This window comes from Acinetobacter sp. V89_4, from assembly GCF_029967875.1.
GTDB classification, from domain to species: Bacteria; Pseudomonadota; Gammaproteobacteria; order Pseudomonadales; family Moraxellaceae; genus Acinetobacter; species Acinetobacter oleivorans.
In genome coordinates this window covers 58373-85031 of the sequence record NZ_JASCAI010000015.1, presented here as the reverse complement: position 1 = coordinate 85031, position 26659 = coordinate 58373, and the positions used below count along the sequence as shown (strand labels likewise).

At 40.1% G+C, this 26659-nt stretch carries 22 protein-coding genes and 1 pseudogene; 10 read left to right on the top strand and 13 right to left on the bottom strand.

Annotated features, from left to right (window positions below; translation table 11 throughout):
* Positions 1-15 precede the first annotated feature (15 nt).
* Positions 16-1230 (bottom strand): nicotinate phosphoribosyltransferase, encoded by a 1215-nt coding sequence (pncB, locus tag QLG01_RS03505; protein ID WP_005300500.1) that lies wholly within the window; start codon positions 1228-1230, stop codon positions 16-18.
* 168 nt (positions 1231-1398) lie between these two features.
* Here pncB and dtd point away from each other — a divergent pair, with 168 nt between their 5' ends.
* Positions 1399-1842 carry a D-aminoacyl-tRNA deacylase gene (gene dtd, locus QLG01_RS03500; protein ID WP_005300497.1) on the top strand — a complete coding sequence of 148 codons (444 nt, stop codon included), beginning with the start codon at positions 1399-1401 and terminating at the stop codon, positions 1840-1842.
* A 43-nt stretch (positions 1843-1885) separates the two neighbouring features.
* On the opposite strand, the gene QLG01_RS03495 is transcribed toward dtd, so the two are convergent.
* The 3 genes from QLG01_RS03495 to serB form a co-directional block, all read right to left on the bottom strand.
* Positions 1886-2365, bottom strand: a complete 480-nt coding sequence (locus QLG01_RS03495; RefSeq protein WP_013196563.1) for a hypothetical protein — start codon at positions 2363-2365, stop codon at positions 1886-1888.
* Between the two features lie 251 nt (positions 2366-2616).
* Positions 2617-2952: a ciprofloxacin tolerance protein AciT gene (gene aciT / locus QLG01_RS03490; protein WP_004704819.1), complete on the bottom strand. Its 336-nt coding sequence runs from the start codon at positions 2950-2952 to the stop codon at positions 2617-2619.
* Between the two features lie 409 nt (positions 2953-3361).
* A complete protein-coding gene (gene serB, locus QLG01_RS03485; RefSeq protein ID WP_004790139.1) occupies positions 3362-4585 on the bottom strand; it encodes a phosphoserine phosphatase SerB in 1224 nt (407 codons plus the stop codon).
* 59 nt (positions 4586-4644) lie between these two features.
* Here serB and QLG01_RS03480 point away from each other — a divergent pair, with 59 nt between their 5' ends.
* From QLG01_RS03480 to glmS, 8 genes are all read left to right on the top strand, one after another.
* A complete protein-coding gene (locus tag QLG01_RS03480; protein ID WP_107880420.1) occupies positions 4645-5952 on the top strand; it encodes a hypothetical protein in 1308 nt (435 codons plus the stop codon).
* A gap of 238 nt (positions 5953-6190) precedes the next feature.
* Entirely contained in the window at positions 6191-7312 is a 1122-nt protein-coding gene (gene ribBA, locus QLG01_RS03475) for a bifunctional 3,4-dihydroxy-2-butanone-4-phosphate synthase/GTP cyclohydrolase II (protein WP_282495846.1), read from the top strand.
* An 11-nt stretch (positions 7313-7323) separates the two neighbouring features.
* On the top strand, positions 7324-7794 hold the full coding sequence (ribE, locus tag QLG01_RS03470; RefSeq protein WP_002119264.1) for a 6,7-dimethyl-8-ribityllumazine synthase: 471 nt from the start codon (positions 7324-7326) through the stop codon (positions 7792-7794).
* 3 nt (positions 7795-7797) lie between these two features.
* Positions 7798-8247: a transcription antitermination factor NusB gene (gene nusB / locus QLG01_RS03465; RefSeq protein WP_004790142.1), complete on the top strand. Its 450-nt coding sequence runs from the start codon at positions 7798-7800 to the stop codon at positions 8245-8247.
* Between the two features lie 16 nt (positions 8248-8263).
* Positions 8264-9181: a thiamine-phosphate kinase gene (thiL, locus tag QLG01_RS03460; RefSeq protein WP_013196560.1), complete on the top strand. Its 918-nt coding sequence runs from the start codon at positions 8264-8266 to the stop codon at positions 9179-9181.
* A complete protein-coding gene (locus QLG01_RS03455; protein WP_151767037.1) occupies positions 9159-9674 on the top strand; it encodes a phosphatidylglycerophosphatase A in 516 nt (171 codons plus the stop codon). The genes thiL and QLG01_RS03455 overlap by 23 nt, the downstream gene beginning before the upstream one ends.
* Before the next feature lie 15 nt (positions 9675-9689).
* Entirely contained in the window at positions 9690-11054 is a 1365-nt protein-coding gene (gene glmU / locus QLG01_RS03450) for a bifunctional UDP-N-acetylglucosamine diphosphorylase/glucosamine-1-phosphate N-acetyltransferase GlmU (protein ID WP_068564620.1), read from the top strand.
* Positions 11055-11066: 12 nt separating this feature from the next.
* A complete protein-coding gene (gene glmS / locus QLG01_RS03445; protein ID WP_032023095.1) occupies positions 11067-12905 on the top strand; it encodes a glutamine--fructose-6-phosphate transaminase (isomerizing) in 1839 nt (612 codons plus the stop codon).
* A 226-nt stretch (positions 12906-13131) separates the two neighbouring features.
* Here glmS and QLG01_RS03440 read toward each other — a convergent pair.
* Positions 13132-13426, bottom strand: a pseudogene (locus tag QLG01_RS03440) (hypothetical protein).
* 1197 nt (positions 13427-14623) lie between these two features.
* Here QLG01_RS03440 and QLG01_RS03435 point away from each other — a divergent pair.
* Positions 14624-15844, top strand: a complete 1221-nt coding sequence (locus QLG01_RS03435; RefSeq protein WP_192834046.1) for a hypothetical protein — start codon at positions 14624-14626, stop codon at positions 15842-15844.
* Between the two features lie 55 nt (positions 15845-15899).
* On the opposite strand, the gene murI is transcribed toward QLG01_RS03435, so the two are convergent.
* From murI to hutU, 8 genes are all read right to left on the bottom strand, one after another.
* Positions 15900-16700: a glutamate racemase gene (murI, locus tag QLG01_RS03430; RefSeq protein ID WP_192834045.1), complete on the bottom strand. Its 801-nt coding sequence runs from the start codon at positions 16698-16700 to the stop codon at positions 15900-15902.
* A 23-nt stretch (positions 16701-16723) separates the two neighbouring features.
* Positions 16724-17362, bottom strand: a complete 639-nt coding sequence (locus tag QLG01_RS03425) for an HAD family hydrolase (protein ID WP_151823287.1) — start codon at positions 17360-17362, stop codon at positions 16724-16726.
* Positions 17363-17461: 99 nt separating this feature from the next.
* Positions 17462-19288 (bottom strand): DUF885 domain-containing protein, encoded by a 1827-nt coding sequence (locus QLG01_RS03420; protein ID WP_282495840.1) that lies wholly within the window; start codon positions 19286-19288, stop codon positions 17462-17464.
* Between the two features lie 252 nt (positions 19289-19540).
* The gene (hutG, locus tag QLG01_RS03415; protein WP_282495839.1) at positions 19541-20461 is read right to left on the bottom strand and encodes a formimidoylglutamase; all 921 of its coding nucleotides are present in this window, start codon (positions 20459-20461) and stop codon (positions 19541-19543) included.
* A 10-nt stretch (positions 20462-20471) separates the two neighbouring features.
* On the bottom strand, positions 20472-21677 hold the full coding sequence (gene hutI / locus QLG01_RS03410; protein ID WP_005300460.1) for an imidazolonepropionase: 1206 nt from the start codon (positions 21675-21677) through the stop codon (positions 20472-20474).
* Positions 21678-21728: 51 nt separating this feature from the next.
* Positions 21729-23141 carry an amino acid permease gene (locus QLG01_RS03405; RefSeq protein WP_005300457.1) on the bottom strand — a complete coding sequence of 471 codons (1413 nt, stop codon included), beginning with the start codon at positions 23139-23141 and terminating at the stop codon, positions 21729-21731.
* A gap of 64 nt (positions 23142-23205) precedes the next feature.
* Complete coding sequence (gene hutH / locus QLG01_RS03400) at positions 23206-24744, bottom strand: histidine ammonia-lyase (protein ID WP_005300454.1); 1539 nt, start codon at positions 24742-24744, stop codon at positions 23206-23208.
* A gap of 87 nt (positions 24745-24831) precedes the next feature.
* Complete coding sequence (hutU, locus tag QLG01_RS03395) at positions 24832-26508, bottom strand: urocanate hydratase (protein WP_005300451.1); 1677 nt, start codon at positions 26506-26508, stop codon at positions 24832-24834.
* Between the last annotated feature and the right edge of the window lie 151 nt (positions 26509-26659).

Here is a 26659-nt window from a genome sequence, read left to right as displayed (position 1 = left end):
GAGAATATTTATTACTTAAACCACTTCTTCAAGTTCTTCGATTTCAAAAACCTGACGTAAATAAGCCAAGAAAGTATCGTTATCAGTCATGGTTTTACCGGGACTATCAGAAATTTTTGCAACCGACTGACCATTACATTCGACTAGTTTCAACACAATATTGAGCGGCTTTTGACCCATATCATTGGTCAAATTGGTTCCAATACCAAAACTTACCTGAAAACGATCTTTAAAGTATTGATGTAATTCCCATGCTTTTGGCAAATTAAGACCATCGCTAAAAGTCAGCATCTTGGTTTTAGTATCAATTTTTAATTTACGATAATGTGCATAGGCCTTATCGCCCCATTCGTAAGGGTCACCACTGTCATGGCGTAAGCCATCAAAGAGTTTCGCAAAATACAAATCAAAATCTCGAAGGAACGCATCCATACCAACAACGTCAGTTAGAGCAATTCCTAAGTCTCCGCGATATTCTTGAACCCACGTCTCTAAAGCCGCTTTTTGAAAGTCACGCAGTCGTACATCAAGTGCCTGAAAAGCTTGTAGGAATTCATGAGCCATGGTCCCAATTGGCGTAATGTTTAACTCTTTTGCAAGCAAGACATTACTTGTACCACGGAACACATTTGGTACTGTTTTATGAAAGGCTGCGACCACATGTTTTTGCCATACGAAGCTATAACGGCGACGTGTACCAAAATCAGAAACTAAGAATGGTGGGTCATTCGGCTTTTGTGTTTTTTCATATTCCTGAATCAATTCAAGTTTGGCTTTTAAACGGCGCTCGCCTTCAGCCCATACTTCATCGGTTTTGATACGGCTAAAATAAAGTTCATTTACAATCGCCAATACAAAAATTTCAAACATCATGGCTTGGACCATCGGACCTTCAATATGAATATCCAAACGACCTTCCGCATCGATGCTAGCTCGAATAAAGCGTCGCTTCAGTTGAAACAGTTCTAAATAATCGACAAAGTCACTTTTGATAAAGCGTAATTTACGTAAATATTGAAGCTCGTCTTCTTTATATTTAAGACTACACAAATAGTCGAGTTGCTCGTTTAAATCATCCAAAATATCTACTAGTGGATAGACAGTATCTTCTAAATTTCTACAGCGGAAATGGTAGACACTATGGGTTTGCGGGAATTTATGCAAAACCACTTGTAACATCGTAAATTTGTACAAGTCTGTATCTAGTAAAGAATGGATAATTGGAGACATAGTCAATGATTATTCGCTTGCTTCTTAGCATTAAAGCATATTTTTATAAATCAATTGCGAGCTTTTAGACCATTGTTGCAATTCCATGAAATTTCCTTTTAAAAATCATTTAATTTAAATTCTGCTAAACTAAACCAATTCAATTAATTGCAGAAATTTGCTTTAACTATGCGCGCTTTAATACAACGAGTTCTTGAAGCCAAAGTGGTGGTTGACGGTGAGACTACTGGTGAAATCCAACACGGACTACTGGTTTTTTTAGGCATTGGCCGTGATGACACTTTAGCAATTGGCCAGAAGCTTATTGATAAGATTTTGAAATATCGCATCTTTGATGACGAACAAGGCAAAATGGGTTGGAATGTCTCTCAAGCAAATGGTGGAATCCTGCTTGTTTCACAATTTACTCTAATGGCTCAAACGCAAAAAGGGTTACGTCCAGATTTTGGCCCAGCCATGCCACCAGCAGATGCCAAAGCGTTATATGAACAGTTGGTTGAATATGCCCATTCACAATTTGAAAAAGTTCAAACCGGCATTTTTGCAGCTGATATGAAGGTTCATCTCATTAATGATGGTCCCGTGACGTTCAATCTAGAAGTCGAAGCATAGATATAAAAAAACTCCCATTTGGGAGTTTTTTTATATCTGGCGATTAACGACCAGTTTTCTCTTTAATAAAAGCGCGTGCTTGACGTACTTTCTCTTTAACTGGTTTTGGCAACTTAGGTGGAATGAGTCTAGCCACTTGGTTAAACCAAACGAGTAGGCTAAAGTCTCCTTCCATTTTAATACTGCCGTTTTGCATGCCTGTCATAAATGCAGTTGGGTCACCTTTAATCAAAGTTTTTACACCCTGTTCGCTATCTGCAAACTGCAAGATAAAGTCAGCTTTTTCAGGTGCACCTGCAACAGTATCAATCTGTCCATTATTAATAATGATCTGACGTGCAACACCTAAGTCCGTACCAATCTGAATACGGAAAGCGCGGTCATGAATCAATTCAATAAACTTAGGGCTAGTACGTGCCAATTGCTTCATACGCAGCACTAAACCTGCTACCAATAAATCTAACGGGTCTGTACTGACATCAACGAGAGGTAACTTGACTACAGGTATAGAAGAAAGTTTCATGAACATTCACGCCTATTGTATTTTTATGAAAACTTTAGAGCAAAACTCAACAAGGACATACCATTGCTTGTGTTTTGTGCATCAACTGATAATTTTTAGCTGGCAACGCAATCTAGATGAAACGTCAACAGACGCGTCTATCGTAGCATAACTGGCTATTTTTTAATAAATGCTTTGTATAATAAAAATCACGTTTCGTAAATAAAAAAGGCATGCTGTGCATACCTTTTTACCGTTAGATAACAATTTAATTATCGGCTAGAACATTGCTGCTGATCATCTTCATATACTGGCGTGTGTTCTATATATTGGCGATTTGCCAAAGCCTTTTGTGCCTGTTTATCCTCACGTAACAAAACAAATGTAACCATTACCATCGCTAGACTTAGTGCAGTTAAATAACTATATGTGACTGGCATTTCAAAAGTGACTTGAACTCCAAAACGGACCACTTCCAATAGCCCCCAAAAGAACATCCCTGCAAGCATAAAACCAAGCCAACGACGGTAAGGAGAAAAGAAAACAGCAACAAGCGCGACAGCGATCAAGCTGAATCCGGCGATAGCGGCAAAATTCGCTGTTACCATAGAAACCTCCGTCTTAATGAAAACGTCTAAAAAGATTCGGTCTTAAAAACCCGACCTCATTCCAAAAACAACTTTAATTCATAATTTGTGTTGAAGCTTAGGATGCATTATGGATGTTTTTTTTTAGAAAAAAAGACCCGTTTTTTCTTAATGCGACATACTCTGTCGCAACATTCTTTTGTCATTACATTTTTGTAAAATTCAAAAAGTTCGATTCCCTATATGGCATCAATTCTGGCGTGTCATTACAAAAAAATATGCTGTTTCTAAGGACCAAAATAAGTTTTTTTCAGATTTTTTTATTGCCTTTTTTCTGTGCATGATTTGAGCATAACATGCTTGTTTTTATGACGATTCTGCATAAAAAAAGCGCTACTCTGAAGTAGCGCTTAAAGCTTAGTCTTATGGATTAAGCACGGTTTAAATCTTTGTCATGCATACCAAGTAAATATAGAACCCCATCTAAGCCCACACTTGAAATAGCCTGATTTGCATTTTGACGAACTAAAGGTTTAGCGCGATAAGCTACACCAAGCCCTGCAATCGCTAGCATTGGCAAATCGTTTGCGCCATCGCCTACTGCCATCGCTTGCTCTAGAGAAATACCCATTTTATTTGCAAGTTCACGTAATAACTCAGCTTTACGAGCGCCATCAACAATTGCGCCTTTCACTTCACCCGTTACGAAACCGTCTTGCACATCTAAAATGTTGGCATGAACTTCATCAATACCAAGTTTACCTTGTAGGTATTCAGCAAAATACTGGAATCCACCAGATAAAATTGCCGTTTTATAACCAAGCGCTTTTAAGGTCGAGATGAGACGCTCTGCACCTTCAGTAATAGTTAAACGCTCTGCAATTTTAGGTAAAACAGCAGCATCTAACCCTTTTAATAATGCAACACGAGCACGGAAGCTTTGCTGGAAATCAAGCTCACCTTGCATCGCTCTTTCAGTGATTTCAGCAACTTGTGCGCCTACCCCTGCTTCGATTGCTAACTCATCAATCACTTCTTGTTCAATGAGTGTTGAGTCCATATCAAAACAAACTAAACGACGATTACGTCGATAAGCGTTGTCTTCTTGAACAGCGACATCAATATTTAATTCACTTGAAAGAAGTAAACATGCTGCACGCATAGCTTGAGCATCTAGAGTTGGGCCACTGCTTAAACCAAACTGTACACATGCACGACGCGGGAATGCGCTATCCTTTTCAAAGTCGACACGGCCTGATAAACGGGTAACAGTTTCAATGTTAAAGCCTTGGCTAGACACAATTTGTGTAACGGCTTGTAAGTGTGCAGCAGTGAGTTCAGGGGCTAAAGCCGTGACGATATAACGAGTACGGCCACCTTCAGTTACCCATTGATCGTATTCTGCGCCTGTGATTGGTTTAAAGCGCACTGTTAAGCCAATATCATGTGCTAAAATCAGAATTTCTTTCATTGCCAATGCAGTCGCAGTTTCATTATCGGAAGCGACTACAATGCCCAATGTGAGTTGATTATGAATAACAGCCTGACCTACATCCAGTATTTGCAATGAATGTACGGATAGTACTTGCATTAATCGGGTAAACTGGTTTGGTTGGTCTGGTCCTAAAAAGGATATAAGAATGATTTCTCGCATGAATTGACTCTAGTCTGAGTGACAACTATTGTAAGAATCATAATCGAATTTCAATATAATTGCCTTGGAAGTTTAACTTGATTGCGCCTAGACAAGGGCTATTTGCTAGCCTACTGATCGTTAGTTTTGCATTGCATACCTTTTTAATGGTGATTGCAACGACACACCAGCTCAATGAAAACCGTGCGAGTCAAGGTCAGCTCATGACCAGTCAACTCGTTGCAGACAGCTTATCTGAGCTAGAACCTGCCAATACGGTATCTTTAGCTCTGATTGCTAATCGCTATGCGACCAATCCAAGCGTTGCGTCTATTCGCATTCTTGATGCCAACAAACAAGTGCTGGCAACGAGTGGTATTTCAAAAACTCGCCAAGGTGAGATTTTTGCTCGCGATGCTCTGCAAAATGAAAAGAAAGTGGGTTCTATCGAGATTACGCTGATTCAACCAAGTATTGGTGAAATTCTGCGTACTCAATGGCTGGCAATTTTAGCTTCTCTGTTTTTGCATGTTTTATTATGGCTTGCCTATCGCGCGATTGCTCGCCCAACCCGTAGCGAATATTTGGCACGTATTAACGAAGAAAACCGCTTAAAACATGAAATTCAGCAGTTAACTCAGGCATTGGCTTTAGAAAAACAAAATACAGTAACCTTGGTTGCTCAAGCTCAACAACAAGCGAAAGGTAAACCAGCGGCTCGACCACAACCAGAGAAAACAGCAGATTCAGCTGACCAACATATGTTGGCACTCAATATTCAGTTTTATGATCCTAAACAGTTATTAAGCAGTGTTAACCAATCGGTATCTGTTCCGTACTTTAAACTCTGTCAGCTCTTTTTAAACAAGAGTATTGAGTTATGCGTGAAACATTACCAATTAAAGTTAGCGGACATTGAAGTCGTAAATGAGTTTAATGCTGACGGCGCTACACTTGCGATTTCAACCTCGCATACTCACGCTGTAGAGTGTCTGCTTATGGTTGGAACCGTATTCCAGTTGCTCTCTGACGTTTTATATAAACGTTATCGCGAAGATAAACGCTTTGCGCTGCAAACTCGTAGTGCAACGTGTAATGCTGTTGAAGCGATGCAAATTGATGCGAAAGAAGCTGCTCAACGTTTAGCACAACATCTTCATGCGAAAGAATCCGCTTTATATCTTGAGAATGATCAACTCAAGGCAATTCAAGACAGCTATCAACTTGTTGCAATGCCAAACCCAAGCAATGTGATGACTCGTCATGCATTTATGATCAATGGTATGAATGCAGAGTGTGCTGAACTTGCTCAAAATATTCGGACTGAGATTTTGATGGGGAAAAAATCAATCCCACAAAATGATAGTCCAAGCAGTGCAGCTTCATAAAAAATAACTGCGCATATCAGAACCTAGCCTTTTGGCTAGGTTTTTTTATTTAAATTCATTGTTTTTATTTTAAATTATTCCTTTTTCTTATGATTTATTTGTATAAATAAAGCTGGATCTATTCTATCTGGTTGCAAAGTTGGATAAATCAGAATCATAGGCAAAATTCTCTAAACAGCGTAAACTATGCAAAATTTATTAAATAGAAATTGTCTAACGACAAAAAAGGTGAGAGCGAATGCCGCTGAGTCGTGTTGAAGATCTTGTCGCCGATATTCGTGCAGGCAAAATGGTTATCTTGATGGATGACGAAGATCGCGAAAATGAAGGTGATCTTGTCATTGCAGCAACGCATGTTCGTCCTGAAGATATTAACTTCATGATTACCCATGCACGTGGTCTAGTTTGCTTAACGTTAAGCCGTGAGCGCTGTAAGCAGTTAAACCTTCCGTTGATGGTTGACCAAAACGGTGCTCAGCATAGTACAAACTTTACCTTATCAATCGAAGCCGCTGAAGGTATTACAACTGGTATTTCAGCAGCAGAGCGTGCACATACAATTCAAGCTGCTGTCGCAGCGCATGCAAAGCCAAGTGATATTGTACAACCGGGCCATATTTTCCCGTTAATGGCACAGCCAGGCGGTGTTCTACATCGTGCAGGTCATACCGAAGCAGGCTGTGATTTAACACGATTAGCAGGTCTTGAACCAGCTTCTGTCATTTGTGAAATCATCAATGAAGATGGCACAATGGCGCGCCGTGCAGATTTAGAAATTTTTGCCGAGAAGCATGGCTTAAAAATTGGTACAATTGCGGACTTGATTCACTACCGCATGACCAATGAGCAAACGGTTGAACGTCTGGATCAAAAAACGATTCAAACAGAATATGGTTCATTTGAACTCTATCGTTATCGTGAGATTGGTAACCCGGACATCCATTTGGCTTTAGTCAAAGGCGAGCCAAAAGAAGGTGTTACAACAGTACGTGTACATGGTTTCAGTCCAATTCGCGATTTACTTAAGCTCAATAAAGCTGATGGTGAACCTGCGTGGAATCTAGACCGTGCACTACAGACAATTGCAGCGAGTGATCGCGGTGTTTTAGTCTGGATCGGGCAAGATCATTTGCAAGACTTGGGACCAGCGTTGGATGATTTAAATAAACCAAAACCGGTGAAATCCAATGCAGCACTTTCACACCAATATCAAACCATTGGTGTAGGCGCTCAAATTTTGCGTGACTTAGGTGTTGAAAAAATGAAGCTTCTTAGCTCACCATTACGTTTCAATGCTTTATCTGGCTTTAATTTACAAGTAGTGGAATATGTCACTGCTGATCAAATCACAACGAAATAATCGAGGTTGCTATGGCAATTCGCCGTATTGAAGGTTTATTACATCTCGCAAGCGAAGGTCGTTATGCGATTTTAGTGGGTCGTTTCAACAGTTTTGTTGTTGAACACTTATTGGATGGTGCAATCGACACATTAAAACGTCATGGTGTAAATGAAGATAACATTACTGTTATTCATGCTCCTGGCGCATGGGAACTCCCGATTGTTGCTAAAAAATTAGCTACATCAAATCAATTTGATGCAATCATCGCACTTGGCGCAGTTATTCGTGGTAGCACACCACACTTTGACTTCGTTGCTGGTGAATGTGCAAAAGGTTTAGGTGTAGTCGCGTTAGAAAGCAGCTTGCCTGTCATCAATGGTGTATTAACTACTGATAGCATCGAGCAAGCCATCGAACGTTCAGGTACAAAAGCAGGAAACAAAGGTAGCGAAGCTGCTTTAACTGCAATTGAAATGGTTAATTTATTAAAGGCAATTTAAAGCATGTCTCAAACACTGCAAGCCGCTTATGCAGCAAAACGCAAAGCACGTCGTTTTGCTGTACAAGGTATTTATGAGTGGCAAATGAGTCACAATCCTGTACATGAAATCGAAGCACGTACTCGTGCTGAAAATGCGATGCACAAGGTAGACTTAAATTACTATCACGAACTACTAACGCAAGTGATTGCACTGCGCGATGATCTTGATGCATTACTCATTCCGGTACTTGACCGTGAACTTAGTGCACTTGATGGTGTAGAGCTCGCAACCTTACGTTTAGGTGCTTATGAGTTACGTGATCATTTAGAAGTACCTTATCGTGTAGTTCTTGATGAAGCCATTGAACTCGCCAAACACTTTGGTGGAGCAGATAGCCATAAATACATTAATGGCGTTTTAGATCGTTTAAGTTCAACACTACGTAGTGCTGAAAAACAACAAGCAAACTAATAGGTTTGAAGTTGATATGGCTGAGTTTTCTATTATTGACCAATACTTTAACAGACAATCTTACACAGATGTCACCTTAGGTATTGGAGATGACTCAGCCTTAATCACCCCTCCCCAAAATCAACAATTGGTGATCTGTGCAGATACGCTAGTTGCTGGTCGTCACTTTCCTCTCAATACCTCAGCGCATGCAATTGGCTGGAAAAGTGTGGCTGTAAATCTTTCAGATATCGCTGCCATGGGTGCTAAACCCCATAGTATCTTACTTGCGTTAAGCCTCCCTACCATTGATCATGAATGGCTTGAAGGATTCAGTCAGGGAATCTATGACTGCTGTAATCAATTTGGTGTTGCTCTCATTGGTGGAGATACAACCCAAGGTCCACATCTGACCATTACCGTGACGGCTATGGGTTGGATTGAAGCTGGACAAGCTGTGTTACGTTCAGGCGCAAAAGTCGGTGACTATGTTTGTGTGAGCGGTCAAGTTGGAGATGCAGCATATGGTTTACAACACCTAGGTCATCCATTACAAAAAAGACTAGACTACCCGACGCCACGTTGTCAGCTTGGACAACAGTTAAAGGGCCTTGCTTCTAGCATGATTGATATTTCTGATGGATTAGCCCAAGATTTAGGCCATATTTTAAAAGCTTCAAAGGTCGGTGCTCGGTTATTTTTAGAAAAGTTACCGATTGATTCAACGCTAGAGAAACTACCAGAACAGCAGCGTTGGCAATATGCGCTAGCTGGTGGTGATGACTACGAATTATGTTTTACAATAACACCGCAAAATTATGAAAAACTTTTGCAAAAACAACTAGACATTAAGTTTACAATGATCGGACAGATCGTTGAGCAAACACAACTAACTTTTGAGCATTTGGGTTCGGATTACCCATTGCAAATTCATGGATACCAACACTTTGCATAAGCCGCCGATTCATTTTAAAGACATGTCTTGGTTCAACCGCTGCATCGTTTTCTGTGGAGTTGGTTTCGGATCTGGTCTCGCACCTAAAGCCCCTGGTACTTTTGGCTCTGCTTTTGCCCTACTCTTCGTTCCGATCTGGTTAACGCTTGGATTTAACTTAAGCTTAATCGCGATAATTATCATGTCCTTGGTCGGGATTTATATCTGTGGTCAAACTGCGAAAGTCATAAATGTACACGATGATGGTCGAATTGTGTGGGATGAATTTGCAGGGCAATCTATTACCTTTCTTCCTCTCATTTACTTACAACAAATGAACTGGATGTGGGTGATCGTCGGCTTCATATTATTTCGAATTTTCGATGTTTGGAAACCTTGGCCTATCCGTGTTATTGATCGTCAAGTGCATGGTGGTTTTGGTATTATGCTTGACGATATTATTGCCGGTGTATGGGCTGCTCTTTGTACACTAATTATTATCCATTTGACTTAATCATTAGAGTTATTCATGTCAACTACCGTCATTATTCTTGCTGCTGGTAAAGGAACGCGTATGCGTTCTCAGCTTCCTAAAGTATTACAACCTTTAGCGGGTCGCCCACTATTAGGGCATGTCATTGAAACAGCAAAACAATTACAAGCTAAAAATATTATTACGATTTATGGTCATGGTGGTGACCGCGTACAACAAACATTTGCCCAAGAAAATGTTCAATGGGTTGAGCAAGCTGAACAACTTGGTACAGGTCATGCAGTACAAATGACCTTACCTGTACTTCCTAAAGAAGGTGTTTCACTGATTTTATCAGGCGATGTGCCATGTATTAATGCAAATACGCTACAAAAATTATTAGATGCATCGACCCAGACAGGCATTGGCTTAGTTACACTCACTGTAGATGATGCAACAGGTTATGGCCGTATTGTGCGCCAAGATGGCAAAATTCAAGCCATTGTTGAACATAAAGATGCAAACGAAGCACAACGCCAAATTAAAGAATTCAATACAGGCATTTACTGTGTTAGCAACGCAAAACTTCATGAGTGGTTGCCTAAACTTTCAAATGAAAATGCACAGGGTGAATATTACCTAACAGACATCGTTGCAATGGCAATTGCAGATGGCTTAGAAGTTGCCTCTGTTGAACCAGAGCTTGCTTTTGAAGTTGAAGGGGTTAATGACCGCTTACAACTTGCAGCTTTAGAACGCCAGTTCCAACAAGAGCAAGTCAAAAAGCTCATGCAGCAAGGTGTAATGTTCTTTGACCCTGCACGCTTTGATTTACGTGGCTCTGTAAAAGTTGGACAAGATGTTCGTATTGACATCAATGTTATTATTGAAGGTGAATGCGAGCTTGGTGATTTTGTAGAAATCGGCGCTGGCTGTATTTTAAAGAACACCAAAATTGCAGCAGGCACTAAAGTTCAGGCCTATAGCGTTTTTGATGGCGCAGTTGTAGGTGAAAATGCTCAAATTGGACCATTTGCACGCTTACGCCCAGGGGCTAAATTGGCAAATGAAGTACATATTGGCAACTTTGTTGAAGTTAAAAACACATCGATTGGACTAGGTAGTAAAGCTAACCATTTCACATACTTAGGTGATGCGGAAATCGGTGCTGAATCAAATATTGGGGCAGGTACTATTACTTGTAATTACGACGGTGCAAATAAACACAAAACCACTATTGGCGATGCCGTTTTTATCGGTTCTAATAGCTCGCTGGTTGCTCCGGTGACCATTGGGAATGGCGCAACAGTTGGTGCGGGTTCTGTGATTACGAAAGATGTAGCCGAACAAAGTCTCTCCTTTGAACGTGCGCAACAAATTTCAAAAGCAAATTATCAACGTCCCCAAAAGGTTAAAAAATAAGAGGATTGAAGTATGTGTGGTATCGTCGGAGGCGTTGCAGAGCGTTGTGTAACCGAGATTTTAATTGAAGGTTTAAAACGTCTTGAATACCGCGGTTATGATTCTGCGGGTGTTGCTTTACTGAATAACCAACAAATTTTACGTGAGCGTCGTGTAGGTAAAGTCATCAATCTTGCAGATGCAGTTGCTGAACACCAGCTTACAGGGGCTATCGGGATTGCACATACCCGTTGGGCAACACACGGTAAACCAACTGAAAACAATGCTCACCCGCATATGTCTGGTAAGGTTGCTGTTGTACATAACGGTATCATTGAAAACTACCAAGAATTAAAAGACGACCTTCAAGCATTAGGTTATGTTTTTACTTCTCAAACAGATACTGAAGTTGTTGCACACTTAGTTGCTGAAGCACTAAAAAGCACAGATAGCCTTTTAGATGCTGTTGAAACTGTTGTACCTCAGCTTAAAGGTGCTTACGCGCTCGGTATTATCCACAGCGATTATCCAGATGAACTCATTACTGTACGTGAAGGTTCACCTTTAGTCATTGGTGTAGGTATTGGTGAGAACTTTATTAGTTCAGACCAACTTGCACTTTTACCAGTGACTAACCGCTTTATGTACCTAGAAGAAGGCGATATTGCACGTCTTACTCGCACTTCAATTGAAGTATTCGCAAATGGCGAGCGCGTTGAGCGTCCAGTGCGAGAGCTTGATGCAACCGTAAGCAGTGCATCAAAAGGTGAATACAAGCACTACATGCTCAAAGAAATTTATGAGCAACCAGAAGCAATCAAGCAAACGATTTCTCAAGCACTTGATGGCAATAGCTTACGTGATGATTTCTTGAAAAATGCTGATGCAGATTTCAACAAAATTCAAAGCGTACAAATCATTGCTTGTGGTACAAGTTACCACTCAGGAATGATTGCGAAATATTGGTTTGAACAACTGATTGGCGTGCCTTGCCAAGTTGAAATCGCGAGTGAATTCCGCTATCGCACCCCTGTAATTGTTGAAAATACACTTTATATTTGTATTTCACAGTCAGGTGAAACTGCTGATACTTTAGCTGCACTACGTGAAACTCAAAAGCGTGCGAAAGCAAACAATATCGATATTCAGACTTTGACTATCTGTAACGTTGCTACGTCTTCAATGGTTCGTGAAACTGATCATCACTTATTGACTCTTGCTGGTCCTGAGATTGGTGTTGCTTCAACTAAAGCTTTCACGACTCAGCTCGCTGCGCTTATGTTGTTAATCTTGAAAATTGGTCAAGTGAAACAACGTATTAGCCCTGCTCTTCTTGAAGAAATTACACGTGAGCTATGGCACAGCCCGAAAGTTATTCTTGATACGCTTAAACATGATCCAGAAATTTTGCGTTTGTCTGAATTATTCGTTGAAAAAAATCACTGCTTATTCTTAGGCCGTGGTACGAATTATCCAATCGCATTAGAAGGCGCATTAAAGCTAAAAGAAATTTCATATATTCATGCAGAAGGCTATGCAGCTGGTGAGTTAAAACACGGCCCATTGGCACTTGTTGATAATGAAATGCCGATCGTGATTCTTGCTCCAAATGATGAAATGCTTGATAAGCTAAAATCAAATATGGAAGAAGTTCAGGCACGTGGTGGTGAATTATTCGTTTTCGCTGATGAAAATAGCGGAATCAGTGAAAAAGACCGTCAACACGTTGTACATATTCCAGCAGTAAACGAATGGTTAGCTCCAATCGTTTATAGCGTACCAGTTCAGTTGTTGTCTTATCACGTTGCTGTATTACGTGGTACAGACGTTGACCAGCCACGTAACTTGGCGAAGTCAGTAACTGTAGAGTAATTCAAAAAGATCATTATTAAGGCATCACCTGCTTTAATAACTGATTGATTAAGCCCGATACGCATTAATTGCCTATGGGCTTTTTTTATTGCGTTCATATGGCTACACAGCCCCTTTCCCGTGAAAGAAAATAGAGAACTCTACTTAGGACCCTGTGTCACAACGGACTTTTACTTTTGCGCTGATTTAAAGTTTGAGAGAGCATTGCGACACAGAGATAAAGGAGCTAAGCGAACTTAGCCCATTTCAGTTTTATCGCAGCGTTGAATGCTGCTGAACAAGTTAGGGGCAAAGTCCTGTGGGAGAACAGGACTTTGCAAACTGGTGTGTTTTAAACGTTGCACGATTTGAGGTGAATACACTTGCGCGAGCTGTTGGCAAACACAATTACAACTGGCTTGCATGTGTTCACCTGACAAGCAAATTCTTTTAAATTCCTGCTGAGCATTGGCGTCATCATTTGTAATACCGTAAGCACCGACCACAAGGTTTAAAAACAATATAAATTTATGAAGTTTCATATTATTCTCATGATTATTTATATCTTTAAATAAAACAAAAATATTACTAGCTTAAATATTAAAATAATTTTTTAAATAACAGTTAATCCTCCCACAAAAATAGGAAAATAAAATAATTAAGATTTTAAAATAAAAATAATTTATAAATTTAAAAAAATCAGGTCGCAGAAAACCCATATTTTAAATAAATAAAATAATTAAATAAGAGAGAAAATAAGTTTGAATAGTGGCATAGCCAACTCCTTAAAAATGGAGTCCTACCACCAGATCACCGCGAATTAATTTATGGTGGTAGAACGAAAGAGGGTTGACAGACTAGACTTAGCGACCAGCACGCGCGAACGCGTCCCCCTTCCGCCCTACCATAGAGAAAAAGGGGGCACAAAGGTTCCACATGGGAAATACTAAGGAAGTATAACCCATTTGCTAAGTACGGTCTGTCAAAACCGTCTGGCAATGTAGGCCAGCAACGAAATATTAATCGGTATAATAAAGAACGTCAATTTATTTTAATAAAAAAGTTTAAATATAATAATTTTATTAATATTTGAATAATATTATCCTCTTTATTATATCCATGGCTTTTAATTAAATTTAAAATACAAACTTGAGTTATATATATTTAGTTAATAAAATAGATTTATCGTTAATTTTAATTTAACAGTTTATATAAATATATAAGATAAAAAGAGCTAGGCATAAAAACATCTTATAGAAAGCCCCTACTCCATAAGTCGATAAGCGAACACCTCTTACTATCTTTTCGAGAGCTTATTTTTAAGCTTTTACAGGTGAATGCTGCCTAATCCTAGGCCGTCAACATCTTGCTATATTGCATAGTACAGACGTTAACCAACAGCCTAACTTGGCTAAATCAGTAACCGTTAAGTAATTTAAAAGTATTTGGTTATCAAAGCATTCATAACTTTGATAACTCATCTATTAAAAAACTAGGTATGTCTTTGAAATACATATTGGACTTTTTTATTATGTTCTTATAGCTCTAAAGTATAGTCTCATGCCTTTATTAAGAAATCCTAATAAATACAATTAAATCAATATGTTGCACACAAAAACCAACAAAAACACTTGGATTTATATGTGGAAAATTATGGTATAAATCACGCTTCGAAATTTACTTGATAACTATTAATTTCGACTATTACAAAACTTTCTAATTATAAGGAGCAACATATCATGGCTAATGGCTTTCCAGAAGGAAACTTTAGAATCGTTAACAAAGAAACAGGTGCATGTATTTCAAGCCAATATGGTGGCCAAACCGATGGTGTACAAGATGCAGTAACTGCGCGTGGTGAAACGGGTAAGTTAGCTTACTCTCATACAAATGACCGCCTATTTACGGTACATGACAAGGTTAAAAACATTGAAGAAGAGCTTTGGTATTTTGACAGTCACGCAGACGGCTGGGGTCGTAGAGTGAATATGCTTTATAACAAAGTTAAAGATATCCGTTCTAGTTGGGCTCTCGGTGCTCGTGTTGAAGCAAATGCGATTGCATATAAATTATTAGATAAAGATTTAGAACACTTCCTTAGCCTTTTACCAAAGCAAGATGAAGAAACACTCGCCCACTTAAAAACCAGTGATTGTCTTGATATTGTTGGTTTATTAGAGACATTTATTCATAGTAACGGCGGAGAAACTATTAAATCGGAACTTGTTGGTAAACTCGATGAGACTAAGCTGAACGAATATTTAAATGCCGTACTGGCTCATAATTCAATTCATCACATTGAAAAAATATTCCATGAAGATGCTGAATCTTTGTCTGAATTTTTAAATATTCCTGGACTTAACGATTTACCTGAGAATCCTTTCGCTCAGCAGAACGAACAACTCTATAAAATCATTCTTGCTTCTGTGCAATTAGATGTCTTGGATCAAAAAGATTGGAATACAAGATCAGAGTTCCGATTGCATTTACGCCATGACAATATCGATGCTCTACTAAAAAATATGAAGAAAGAGAGCATGGCGGAGCTTCATGCAAAAGTATATAAAGAATATGAAAATACTCAAGACCTTAAAAAAGAAGCCGTAAAAGTCCTTCTAGAGCTTAGAAAAACGCTAGATTTACATACGAATGAAAAAAATATGGATACGGTCAAAAAGATTTTAAAGGTAAGCTTAAAATCAAATGAGTCTTTTGAACAACTGCAAACAGCGTTAAACAGTACCAATGGTAAAGAATTAAAACCAGTTAATTGGCACAGTGGCGATGTTTTCTTGCAAGGCGCGGGTCGCCAGTACCAAACTAAATGGGCATTTGAAGATGGTTATATCTTTGTAGAAGGCCAACCAGATGCTGTACTGACACATAGCTGGGGTTCATATGCCCATATCAGTCATCGATCTGATGACCCAAGACAGCGCTGGGAATTTAAAAGTGCTTAATTTGAGCTAGAACATAAGATGGTAAGAGAAAATGCTCTTACCATCTTTATAAAATTTATATTGCGATATCTTTTACAGGTAAATGCTTACCTAACAAAGAAAAACTAACATCCGCAACTTCCAACGGGTCTGAACTGGTCCAAATAATATGATTCCCCTCATTTGGACTTTCAGAACTTAAATGATATTGATTGAGCTGCCGAATTAATTGCGCTGTTACAGCTTCCGAAGGCTCAATAATTTGTATATCACGACCTACAATTTCCTGAATCGTGTCTGAAACAAACGGATAGTGGGTGCATCCTAAAATAATCGTATCGACTTTTTGTTCGACCAACGGCGCCAAAATATTTTTTAAATAATCCTTAACTTCCGCTGTATGCGCTTTACCCGTTTCAATTTTTTCGGCCAGACCAATACAAGGCACCAAAGAGACTTTAATATCTTGCGCATACGTTTCAATTAAACTTTTTAAGTTTTTGCCTTTAACCGTAGTTGCAGTTGCCAAGACAGCAATATGCTTACTTTGTGTGATTGCCACTGCTGGTTTTACCGCGGGTTCTATGGCAATAAGTGGCACACTAATTTGCGCTCTAATCGTTTCAATCGCTACAGCGGTCATGGTGTTACAAGCAACCACAATCGCTTTGCACTTCCCGTCATTTATAAGATTTGAAATTAAATGCGTGGTTCGTGAAACAATCCAGTCGCTTTCTTTGTCTCCATACGGGACATATTTCGAGTCAGCGAAATAGATAATATCTTCATTTGGAAGGGCCTGCCGAATGTGCTTAAAGAGAGACAACCCGCCTAAACCAGAATCAATCATTCCAATCGGGTTGTTATTGTTATTCATGGTTTATCCTGCATTTCATATATTTAGAAAAATTCTTTCATGGTTGCCAAGTCGTTGAGCACGACTTTGGGCTGAATGGTTTTTAATTTTTCAGCCGATGTATAACCCCAACCTACCGCAGCAAAATCAATACCTGCTTTATGTGCAGCTTCGCCATCCGTGGTTTGGTCGCCGACATAAATGGCCTGCTCTTTATTTAAATTCAAAATGTTGAGAACACGCTTAATTCGCTTCGCTTTGCCAAATATAGACGAGCCACCATCAATATGGCTAAAAAGTTCACATAGTTCTGTACCAAGAATACTTTGACAGTTTTCTTTAGAGTTTGAAGTAATAATTGCGAGCGTATATCCCCGCTTATGCAGTTCAATTAAGTGATCGCGCATGCCTTCAAACATGTAAACTTCTTGGTCTCTTTCTTTCATTAGCTGAATAAAATCTTTGGCAATCCAAGGTAGTTTCCACCTAGAAACATTCATTTCTTTCATAATTTCTTTTGGTGAAAGATGTTTGTACTGCTCTACTTCATGTAGCTCTACAGATTTAAACTTATACTTTGCGGAAAGTTGATTTAAAACGCTTAGAAAAAAATGAAAGGAGTCGACTAAGGTACCATCTAAATCAAAAATAATAGCCTGATATTCTTTTAGGTTTTTTTCCATTTCTAATTTCGAAAATATATTTTTTATTATTATATTCTGTTTTCTATCGGTTTTTAAATCAGGCCCAACGAGGACCTGACCTAAATTTCAAATTTTATTTTAAGCTGCCGCTTTTTGTTCCTTAATCCAATTTTTAATACGGGCATCAAGTATATTTAAAGGCAATGTTCCTGCATTTAAAACCATGTCATGGAATGCTTTGATATCAAAACGGTCTCCAAGCTCCTGTTTGGCGAGCTCCCGTAGCTCTAAAATTTTTAGTTGTCCCATCTTGTATGCCAATGCTTGGGCAGGAATAGCAATATATCGATCAGTCTCTGCCTGAATATCTGGTTCATCTAAAGCTGAGTGTTCACGCATAAAATCAATCATTTGCTGACGGGTCCACTTTTTATAATGTACGCCAGTGTCCACCACTAAGCGACAAGCACGGAACAACTCACTCGATAGTCTTCCATAGTCTGAGAGTGGGTCTTTATAGAAACCAACGTCTTTGCCCAACTGCTCAGCATAAAGTGCCCAACCTTCAATATAAGCGGTATGGTTGGGTTGCTTTCGGAACATCGGCAAATTTGGCAGGTTTTGGGCAATATCAATCTGCATATGGTGCCCAGGAATCGCCTCATGATAAGCGGTCGATTCCATTGATATTTTGGAACGTTCAGAGAAGTCACCAGTATTTACATACACTTGTCCGGGGCGTGAACCATCAGGCGTGCCTTGGTGATACTCCGCACCTGCCGCTTCTTTTTCTCGATATTGCTCTACAGGCAAAACCTCGACTTTATTTTTGGGTAATAAACCAAATAGTTTCGGCAGCTCTGGTTGCATTTGGGCAATATACCCGCGATATATATCTAAAATTTCTTCACGAGATTTTGGGAAAACCGCGGGATTTGTTTTTAAGGATTGTTGGAAACTTTTTAAATCATTAAAACCTTGTGCTTTAGCAATTTTCAGCATTTCCGCTTCTATACGAGCCACTTCTTTTAACCCAAGCTGATGAATATTTTCAGGGCTTTCTGAGGTTGTCGTATTATCTTCTACATAAAAACGATAGAGCTCGTCACCATTTGGCAAGCTCCATATACCCTCGTGTTGTCGTCCATGGGGTAAGTAATCTTTCTGAATAAACGTACCGAGTTTTTGATAGGCAGGCCGAACATTCTGATCTATGGCCTGTAGTATTTCACGGCTTAAACGTTCTTGTTCTGCTTTCGAAATGTTGTTTGGAAATTGCTTTAATGGAGAAGCAAACACACTGTCCGCCCCTGCTGGAGCTGCAATGCTATTAATCTGCTTTGCCACTTTTTCAATTAAATATTTCGGTGGCATCAAGCCATCTTTTTGTCCTTGTTTCGCTAACTGAGTACCTTGATCAAGAATAAGAGGAATTTGCTTTAAACGAGCAATATAGTCTTCATATTGCTTCGCATTATTAAATGGAATCGAACTAATAAATCCCGGAAATTGTAAATGTAGCCCCCACATTTGATTGAAAGGCATCTCATACAATTTCAAATCATAATTTTTAAGTGTTTCTTTCAACTGATAAATCATTAGATCTTTATTTAATTGATCAGTTGCTGAAAACCCTGTGCTATCAATTGCTTCAAAACGTTTTAAAAAATTTTGCGTACTTTTTTTATCTTTCTCGATCTGATTTTTTGAAAGCTCAGTCCATCGATCGTTGTAGCGTAAATCTCCTAAAGTCGTTGCAGTTTCAGGACTATTTTTCAAAGTATATTCCCACTGTTCTTGTAAAAGCTGGTTTAAAGCTTTCACCCGAACAGAGACATTACTATTTGGTTTAGATTGTGATTTTTCGATGGTATTCGTATTAATTTCGGGGGTTGCAGCACCAGAAGAATGAGACATCCAAAATAAAACACTGATACAAGCAAAATGTAAGGTTCTGTTTTTCATTTAATTATCCAGAAATATTTAACAAAGGTTAAAATAAAGACAAAACAAATTACGTGCCAAACAGCATATAAAATAGTGTAAAAATCGAGTATTTTTTTAACTCAATGATTTTATAAATTAATTTTCTTTTTAATTAAATTATTTATAGTTGCTATCTATATTCCGTATCTGACTTTAATGGTTCAGACACTTAAAAAAGTGCACATGAGCGATCTCAGTGCACTTTTGAATTTCTACATTAAAAATTGTTTCTCAAGAAAACAAATATTGATAAACAATGTATGCAGCCAGTTTTGCTGTTCTATTGTCTAAATCAAATTTTGGATTGCACTCGGCAATATCTAAAAGTTTGATTTTCCCAGTCTCGTGAATATGCTTAAAAATTGCTTCAAAAGTGGCTAAATCAATTCCTTTTACAGCTGGTGCACTCACCCCCGGCGCAACCGCAGCCGCGAAGACATCTAGATCAATCGTAACGTACAAACAGTCCACTTTCTCAATAAAAGCATCAACCGCCGCAAGTACGTTGTTCAGGTTAAAAAAATTAACCTCATGATCTCTTAAATATGAGCAATTTAGAGCATCGGCTGTATCAAACAAAACTTTAGTATTGGCATGGTTGGCGACCCCAATACATAAATAATTAAATTGTTTTTGATGTTGCTCAGAAAGTCGAGCTGCCTGTAAGAAAGGTGTACCAGAGGTTGCATGCTCTGCTTCACGTAAATCAAAATGGGCATCGAAATTAATAATGCCTATTTTTTTATCTGGTGCGTGGGCTTGTACATATTGGAACAGACCGCTAAAGCTGCCAAACGCAACCTCATGTCCACCGCCCAATACAATCGGTTTTAAACCATTTTGTAGGCTAGTTGCGACTTGCTCCGCCAACTCTGTTTGGGCTTGCTCTAAATTGTCATATTCACACGTCACTGTACCTAAATCGACAATACTGACTGGACGATGAATAGGTAAATTAGCCAGCTGATTACGGATTGCGTCTGGCGCATCAGCAGCACCGACTCGACCTTTGTTACGTTTCACGCCTTCATCAGAGCTAAAACCAATCAGCGCAAATTCGGCATGTTGGGTTTTATTCATAATATGGTGAATACGTTGGTGTGCTTCACCCTCGCCATCATGGCGACCTTGCCATTTAAATGTGTGATTCATGTGACACCGTTTAAAAAATAACTTCTTGTCCATGCTGAACGACTCGCTTAGGCAAATCGCCGCCAAGCCAGTAAACAATTTCAGATGGATGCTCAATATCCCAAGCCACAAAGTCAGCGACTTTGCCCTGCTCCAAACTGCCGTGCGTTTGCTCTAAACCGAGCGCTTGTGCAGCATGAATGGTGACACCAGCTAATGCTTGCTCAGGCGTTAAGCGGAAGAGCGTACTGCCCATGTTCAGCATTAAACGTACAGAAAGTGCTGGAGATGTGCCCGGATTTAAATCACTCGAAAGAGCAATACGCACGCCATGTTTAATCAGGCTTTCAATTGGTGGGTATTGTGTTTCACGTAATAGATAAAAGGCGCCTGGTAGTAACACAGCAACCGTACCCGACTCTGCCATTGCTTTGACATCATCTTCGGTCATGTACTCTAAATGGTCAGCCGACAAAGCATGATAACGTGCTGCCAAGCTTGAGCCACCTAGCGATGAGAGCTGTTCAGCATGAAGCTTAACGGGTAGACCCAATGATTGTGCTGTTTTAAAAACACGTTCGACCTGAGCAGGTGAAAATGCCAAATGCTCGCAGAACGCATCTACAGCATCGACTAAACCTTCAGCATGCAGTTTAGGCAACATTTCTGTACAGATATGCTCGATATAAGCATCGCTTTGGTCTTTGTACTCTGGCGGTAAAGCATGAGCAGCTAAACAGGTACTTTTGACCGTCATTGGTAAAGCTTCACCAATTTGACGGATCACACGCAGCATTTTGCGCTCGTTTTCGTAGTTGAGTCCGTAACCAGACTTAATTTCGATGGTGGTTACACCGTCTTGTTGCATGCAACGAATACGTTTAAGTGCTGAATTTAATAGTTGTTCTTCGCTTGCTTCACGCGTTGCACGTACTGTACTAGCAATACCGCCACCGCTTGCTGCAATTTCAGCATAACTTACACCTTGTAAGCGCTTTTCAAACTCAACACTACGGTTGCCACCAAATACACTATGCGTATGGCAGTCGATGAACCCTGGGGTAACCCAAGCGCCTTTTAAGTCAACTGTTTCGGAATATGTGTCGGTAGGAAGTTGTTGTTGTTTTCCAATCCACTGAATGAGATGCCCTTCTGTGACAATTGCAGCATCTTCAATGTAGGAGTATTGCCCATTTTGCATGGTCGCTATGTGGCAATTCTGCCAAAGTTTTTTCATGAGCCTTTCCTCAAAACTGCCCAATAGTTAAACCATTGGGCAGTTCATTTGTTAGCTTTCTATCTCAACATTTTGCTGGATAGGATTACTTTCCTTTCCCAAGTTTTGCTGTGGTTTTACCCATATGCGATAAGCAATAGTTAAGAGTGCAAGCCATGTTATTCCGACATAAATTGCAGGACGTGAATCAGGGAAATAACCCATCATCACTAAAATGAACACCATAAAACCAATCGCGAACGCAGGTGCAACTGGCCAACCCCATACAGGGAAATCAAGTGCCTTAATTTCAGCAGTAGATAATTTACGGCGCATCGCAACTTGCGAAAGCAAAATCATGAGCCATACCCAAACCGTTGCAAAAGTCGCAATTGATGCAATGATCATGAATACATTTTCAGGAATCAGGTAGTTCAGCACCACACCAATTAACAACACGCCAGCCATAACCACAACAGTCATCCAAGGCACACCATTACGCGATAATTTTTGGAAAATGCGAGGTGCTTGACCACGATTTGCCATACCATAAAGCATACGACCAGCGCCAAATACATCACTATTAATTGCCGAAATCGCAGCAGTCACCACCACAATATTTAGAATATTCGCGGCAGATTTAATGCCTAAATTTTCAAAAATTTGTACAAATGGACTACCTTGGCTACCAATTTGATTCCATGGGAAAATCGACATCAAAACAAAAATGGTCAGTACATAGAAAAGTAAAATACGTACTGGAACAGCATTAATTGCTTTTGGCAAAGTCGTTTTAGGGTCTTGTGATTCGCCAGCAGTTAAACCGATAATTTCGATACCACCGAAAGCAAATACAACCACAGATAAACATGCAACTAAGCCTGCAATGCCATGCGGCATAAAGCCATCATAAATCCATAAGTTTTGAATACCCGGTACCACACTGCTATGGTCAGCGTGGAAGCCATAGAACATTAAGCCTATTCCACCTAAAATCATGGCAACAATGGCACTAACTTTAATGATGGAAAGCCAGAATTCGAGTTCACCAAAGACTTTAACGTGAATCAGGTTAATGGCACCCAAGAACATAATCAGAGATAAAATCCAGATCCACCGTGGCACATCGGGATACCAGAACCCCATATAAATACCAAAAGCGGTGACATCGGCAATCGCGACAATCACCATTTCAAAAACATAAGTCCAGCCTGTCGTAAAACCTGCCAGAGGACTAATGTATTGTGATGCATAGTGGCTAAATGAACCGGATACTGGGTTATGGACAGCCATTTCACCCAGTGCGCGCATAACGATATAAATTGCAATCCCTGCAACGATATACGCCAATAATACTGAAGGCCCCGCCATTTTAATGGCGGTAGCCGAACCATAGAAAAGCCCAGTTCCAATTGCTGAGCCCAATGCCAAGAAACGAATATGGCGGGTGTTCAATCCCCGCTGTAGTGTGGAGTTTTGTGACATTATAATCTCCAATCCTTGAGGAAATTTAGTTAGATTCGGCCACTCCATGTGACCGTTTTATCAATCACACTTCAGATAAACTAGGGAGTAGTTTTGGAATAAGTAACTCGTTTAAACAGCCACTCGAAAGTAATTCACTTGCTTGTTCAATATCAGGAGCAAAGAAACGGTCTTCACTGTAGTAAGGAACTTGATCGCGCAAGATTTTACGAGCTTGTTCAAGTTTAGGCGAGCTTTTTAAGCCTTCACGGAAGTCTAGACCCTGACAAGCGCCTAACCATTCGACAGCTAAAATGCCACGGACGTTGTCAGCCATATACCAAAGACGTTTACCTGCATTCGGAGCCATTGATACATGGTCTTCCTGATTCGCTGAAGTTGGCAAACTATCAACACTCGCCGGATGTGCAAGTGCTTTGTTATCACTCGCAAGAGCTGCTGCTGTCACTTGTGCAATCATGAAACCTGAGTTCACACCGCCATTTGCAACCAAGAACGGTGGAAGCTGTGACATGTGACGGTCCATCATCATCGAAATACGACGTTCTGAAAGTGAACCAATTTCTGCGATTGCCAATGCTAAATTATCTGCCGCCATTGCTACAGGTTCTGCGTGGAAGTTACCACCAGAAATCACATCACCTTGTTCTGCGAAAACAAGTGGGTTATCAGATACCGCATTTGCTTCAATTTCTAAAACTTCAGCAGCCTGACGGATTTGAGTTAGACATGCACCCATCACCTGTGGTTGGCAACGTAAAGAATACGGATCTTGAACTTTGCTACAGTCTTCGTGTGAATGTGCAATTTCACTCGAATCCGTCAATAAGTCACGATAAGCCGCCGCAACATCAATTTGACCACGTTGACCACGTACTTCATGAATACGTGCATCGAACGGTGAGCGTGAACCCAGCATTGCTTCAACACTTAAGCCACCACAAACTGTCGCAGCAGCAAATAAATCTTCAGCTTCAAACAAGCCACGTAAAGCATAAGCAGTCGAAACTTGTGTACCGTTTAAAAGTGCCAAGCCTTCTTTCGCTGCTAAAGAAATTGGTTCTAAGCCTGCAATTTTTAAAGCTTCAACTGCTGGCAACCATTCACCTTTATAACGTGCCTTACTTTCACCAAGCAAAATCAAAGACATATGTGCAAGTGGTGCCAAGTCACCTGAAGCGCCGACTGAACCTTTAAGAGGAATGTGCGGATAAACTTCAGCATTAATTAAAGCCAACAAAGCATCAATCACTTTACGGCGAATACCTGAGAAGCCACGTGCCAAGCTATTTGCTTTCAATAAAATAATTAAACGAACCATTGCATCATCAAGTGCTTCACCTACACCTGCTGCATGCGAAAGAACTAACGAACGCTGTAATTTTTCTAAATCTTCAGGAGCAATCTTGGTTGAAGCAAGTAAACCAAAACCTGTGTTAATGCCGTAAGCTGTACGCCCTTCATTTACAATCTGTTCTACACAAGCCACGCTTGCGTTGATTGCAGCTGAAGCACTTTCATCTAATTTAACTTTAATCGGGTTGAGGTAAGCTTGACGTAAATCAGCTAAGGTTAATTTTCCCGGTTGGATCAGTAATTCCATGTTGGCTTCCTAATTTTTTGCACTATATTCTGCTGAGACAGTGCTTTTCACAATTGCAAAAAGCACCGCCAGTTCTTCCATGTATTTTTATTGCGTGATCATTGGCAAGTTTAAGCCTTGCTCTTTCGCACAGTTAATCGCAATTTCATAACCGGCATCGGCATGACGCATAACACCTGTTGCAGGGTCATTGGTCAGTACACGAGCAATACGTGCAGCAGCTTCATCTGTACCGTCACACACAATCACAACGCCTGAGTGTTGAGAGAAGCCCATACCTACACCACCACCATGGTGTAAAGAAACCCAAGTTGCGCCGCCTGCTGTATTAAGCAAAGCGTTTAATAAAGGCCAGTCTGATACTGCATCTGATCCATCTTGCATTGCTTCAGTTTCACGGTTTGGACTCGCAACTGAACCTGAGTCTAAGTGGTCACGACCAATCACAACTGGAGCTGATAATTCACCGCTACGAACCATTTCGTTAAATGCCAAACCAAGTTTTGCACGTAAGCCTAGACCAACCCAACAAATACGTGCTGGTAAGCCTTGGAAGCTAATACGTTCACGAGCCATGTCTAACCAGTGATGTAAATGTTCATCATCAGGAATTAACTCTTTAACTTTGGCATCTGTTTTATAAATGTCTTCTGGGTCACCAGAAAGCGCTGCCCAACGGAATGGACCAATGCCACGGCAGAACAATGGACGGATATATGCAGGTACGAAGCCAGGGAAATCAAAAGCGTTTTCTACGCCTTCTTCTTTCGCCATTTGACGGATGTTATTACCGTAGTCAAATGTTGGAACACCCATTTTTTGGAAATCGAGCATCGCTTGTACGTGTTTCGCCATCGACTGTTTTGCAGCTTTTACAACAGCTTCTGGTTCAGTTTTGGCACGTTCACGATATTCATCCCAAGTCCAGCCTACTGGTAGGTAGCCATTGAGTGGATCGTGTGCACTTGTTTGGTCGGTTACCATGTCAGGACGTACACCACGGCGAACAAGCTCAGGTAAAATTTCTGCAGCATTGCCATGAAGTGCAATTGAAATAACCTTGCCTTCTTTGGTGTAACGATCAATACGCGCTAAAGCATCGTCTAAATCAGTTGCTTGTTCATCTACATAACGAGTACGTAAACGGAAATCGATACTTGCTTGCTGACATTCGATGTTTAAAGAACAAGCCCCTGCAAGTGTTGCAGCTAAAGGCTGAGCGCCACCCATACCGCCTAAACCAGCAGTAAGAACCCAACGACCGTTTAAATCACCATTGTAATGTTGGCGGCCAGCTTCAACGAAAGTTTCATAAGTACCTTGCACAATGCCTTGGCTACCGATGTAGATCCAAGAACCCGCTGTCATTTGACCGTACATTGCGAGTGCTTTTGCATCTAATTCGTTAAAGTGTTCCCAGTTTGCCCAGTGCGGTACAAGGTTTGAGTTTGCAATTAAAACGCGTGGTGCATCTTTATGAGTTTTAAATACGCCGACTGGTTTGCCTGATTGAACTAATAAAGTTTCGTCAGTTTCAAGATTTTTTAAAGTATCTACAATTTTGTCGAAACATTCCCAGTTTCGTGCTGCACGGCCAATACCACCGTATACAACCAACTCTTTCGGGTTTTCTGCAACGTCCGGATCAAGGTTATTCATCAACATACGTAATGGGGCTTCAGTTAACCAACTCTTAGCCGTTAATTCAGTGCCACGTGGTGCACGAATTTCTACATCACGAAATTTTGTTGTCGTTGTTGTCACAGGCGGACTCCTTCCTTTGAGCTTACATCAGCAGAACATCACTTGTTTCTGCATTTGTATAGTAATGTATTAACTTGTATATACATCCATATACTACACAAATATTTTACGGCGTGAAGAGGGTTACTCATATTTTTTTAAAAAAACTTAA

Excerpts from the sequence above, each read along its gene's own strand:
- ribBA (WP_282495846.1), top strand. The coding sequence starts at position 6,191 with ATGCCGCTGAGTCGTGTTGAAGATCTTGTCGCCGATATTCGTGCAGGC.
- glmU (WP_068564620.1), top strand. The coding sequence starts at position 9,690 with ATGTCAACTACCGTCATTATTCTTGCTGCTGGTAAAGGAACGCGTATG.
- nusB (WP_004790142.1), top strand. The coding sequence starts at position 7,798 with ATGTCTCAAACACTGCAAGCCGCTTATGCAGCAAAACGCAAAGCACGT.
- QLG01_RS03405 (WP_005300457.1), bottom strand. The coding sequence starts at position 23,141 with ATGTCACAAAACTCCACACTACAGCGGGGATTGAACACCCGCCATATT.
- QLG01_RS03435 (WP_192834046.1), top strand. The coding sequence starts at position 14,624 with ATGGCTAATGGCTTTCCAGAAGGAAACTTTAGAATCGTTAACAAAGAA.
- QLG01_RS03420 (WP_282495840.1), bottom strand. The coding sequence starts at position 19,288 with ATGAAAAACAGAACCTTACATTTTGCTTGTATCAGTGTTTTATTTTGG.
- QLG01_RS03495 (WP_013196563.1), bottom strand. The coding sequence starts at position 2,365 with ATGAAACTTTCTTCTATACCTGTAGTCAAGTTACCTCTCGTTGATGTC.
- serB (WP_004790139.1), bottom strand. The coding sequence starts at position 4,585 with ATGCGAGAAATCATTCTTATATCCTTTTTAGGACCAGACCAACCAAAC.
- hutI (WP_005300460.1), bottom strand. The coding sequence starts at position 21,677 with ATGAAAAAACTTTGGCAGAATTGCCACATAGCGACCATGCAAAATGGG.
- hutG (WP_282495839.1), bottom strand. The coding sequence starts at position 20,461 with ATGAATCACACATTTAAATGGCAAGGTCGCCATGATGGCGAGGGTGAA.
- ribE (WP_002119264.1), top strand. The coding sequence starts at position 7,324 with ATGGCAATTCGCCGTATTGAAGGTTTATTACATCTCGCAAGCGAAGGT.
- hutH (WP_005300454.1), bottom strand. The coding sequence starts at position 24,744 with ATGGAATTACTGATCCAACCGGGAAAATTAACCTTAGCTGATTTACGT.
- dtd (WP_005300497.1), top strand. The coding sequence starts at position 1,399 with ATGCGCGCTTTAATACAACGAGTTCTTGAAGCCAAAGTGGTGGTTGAC.
- QLG01_RS03455 (WP_151767037.1), top strand. The coding sequence starts at position 9,159 with ATGGATACCAACACTTTGCATAAGCCGCCGATTCATTTTAAAGACATG.
- pncB (WP_005300500.1), bottom strand. The coding sequence starts at position 1,230 with ATGTCTCCAATTATCCATTCTTTACTAGATACAGACTTGTACAAATTT.
- aciT (WP_004704819.1), bottom strand. The coding sequence starts at position 2,952 with ATGGTAACAGCGAATTTTGCCGCTATCGCCGGATTCAGCTTGATCGCT.
- thiL (WP_013196560.1), top strand. The coding sequence starts at position 8,264 with ATGGCTGAGTTTTCTATTATTGACCAATACTTTAACAGACAATCTTAC.
- QLG01_RS03425 (WP_151823287.1), bottom strand. The coding sequence starts at position 17,362 with ATGGAAAAAAACCTAAAAGAATATCAGGCTATTATTTTTGATTTAGAT.
- murI (WP_192834045.1), bottom strand. The coding sequence starts at position 16,700 with ATGAATAACAATAACAACCCGATTGGAATGATTGATTCTGGTTTAGGC.
- glmS (WP_032023095.1), top strand. The coding sequence starts at position 11,067 with ATGTGTGGTATCGTCGGAGGCGTTGCAGAGCGTTGTGTAACCGAGATT.